This is a genomic window from Streptococcus sp. E24BD, from assembly GCF_041807825.1.
Taxonomy (GTDB): domain Bacteria; phylum Bacillota; class Bacilli; order Lactobacillales; family Streptococcaceae; genus Streptococcus; species Streptococcus entericus.
In genome coordinates, this window is record NZ_JBGTZB010000070.1 from 1 (window position 1) to 1,693 (window position 1,693).

Genomic DNA, 1,693 nt, shown 5'->3' on the forward strand with positions numbered 1-1,693 from the left:
TGTCCACTGGTGGAACCATCATCGCATTCACGGTAGTCTCGATTACCAAACACCTATGGTTAAGCGAGTTATCGCTTAACAAAAACACTTTATAAAAATTGTACAGAAAAGGGGTGCCTTTTCACAACATCCAAGTCTGTCTCCCTGTCAAAGAAAGGACGACCGCTCAAATGGTTCCACATCGCGTTGCGAACTGCACCAGCTGCCAGCCAGCAGTCTGGCAAACGGAGCTCGGCTATTGCCTGCAAAACACACCTCATCTCTTCATCTGATAAGAGGAGTGCTGCTAATTCTGTCGGTGTCATCAGTCTTTCTCCATGGTAGCACCTTCTTCTCCTAAAGGTGATTGTAGTGCCAATCATTATCTTCGTGATAAAAATAAAGCTCCGATACCTGATCATCCTCAAAAATCGGTAACATCTCTATCTCTGCAAAACCATCTGCCAGCGAATGCTGCATCAGCTCTGAACGCTCTAGCCAGAAAACCTCTCCCTCATCAGACGAGCACAAGTCGCCTGAAAAGGTACTGGTCCTGTAAAGAAAGACAATATAGCGATACAACTCCTCGCTATGGGTAAACTGCTTGATCCCACAAAGTTGCAAATCCGAAACCGTCAATCCCGTTTCTTCAAAGACTTCACGGATAGCGGACGAAACAAAAGGCTCATTAGGCTCGATTTTTCCCTCTTATGTCAAGTAACTGACACTATTTATTTGCTAGATTACACATTAATTATACCACAAAGCAACCTATCGAGAAAGAGACTTGATAGGATTCAAGTCTCTTCCTCAACTATTTATAGATAACTGTAAAAAATCCGAGGCAGTCAACAACTACTTTTTCAATGTGAGTGTTAACTATTTCTTTGGTCAACCTATTCTTAGTCGACAACTGAACCTTATTAGCTTCGTTCAGCTGTTCTTCTAAATTCTTAACAGTTTCGTCTATGTCCATTTTCTTAGCAATGTAATCTTTCCTGGTCACCAGGTTATCCTTGTAATCTTGGTAAAAGGATAGTTTTTGTTTCTTCAACCGTTCAATTTCTCTAAGCAATCTAGTCTTAGAAGTAATTTGACAGGGCTTAACCACCTCTTGTCCAAGCTTCTCCTTGATTGATTGCTCAATCCTATCTACTCGGCAGGACTTCATTTTTTCACCTTGTCCTTTACAATAACGACAGGAAAAATATTGGTAACCTTGATGATTGTAGTGCCCAATTAAAGAATGGTCACAGTGTTCACAACGAATCAGGCCTGTCAAAATACTAGGAATTTTAGGAGGCTGAGAGTGTTTTTTCTGAATAACCTTCTTAGCTTTTAATCGAGCAACTTGTTCAAATCGGTCTGGTGAAATAATCGCTTCGTGATTGTTCTCAATCCGCTCCCACTCTGATTTCGGTCTGAAAACATGCTTCCCCCTTACATACGTCCGAGTATTAAAAAGATAAGTTCCCTTATAGGCTTCATTCTTCAAAATTTGACCAACGGTAGTGCTACTCCAAACATTTCGTTTTTGCTCAGTTGTTAAACGGAGTGACTTTGCGTAACGTGCCTGACTGATTTGCATTTTTCGTTCTGCTGGAGTAATGACTTGTTCTTCATTCAGGAGTCGAGCAATTGTTTGGTAACTATTACCATCAAGGTACAAGGCGAAAATCCGTCGAACAATTGGTGCAACTGTCTCGTCAATAAT

General features: G+C 41.1%; 3 protein-coding genes. All 3 read right to left on the minus strand.

Features of this window, described 5'->3' with window-relative positions; all coding sequences use genetic code 11:
• Window positions 1-89: 89 nt before the first annotated feature.
• A complete protein-coding gene (locus ACERC5_RS10055; protein WP_373657844.1) occupies window positions 90-305 on the minus strand; it encodes a nucleotidyltransferase family protein in 216 nt (71 codons plus the stop codon).
• Window positions 306-336: 31 nt separating this feature from the next.
• Complete coding sequence (locus ACERC5_RS10060) at window positions 337-678, minus strand: 8-oxo-dGTP diphosphatase (RefSeq protein WP_373660670.1); 342 nt, start codon at window positions 676-678, stop codon at window positions 337-339.
• A 115-nt stretch (window positions 679-793) separates the two neighbouring features.
• On the minus strand, window positions 794-1,693 hold a 900-nt coding region (locus ACERC5_RS10065), incomplete at its 5' end, for a recombinase family protein (protein ID WP_373660669.1).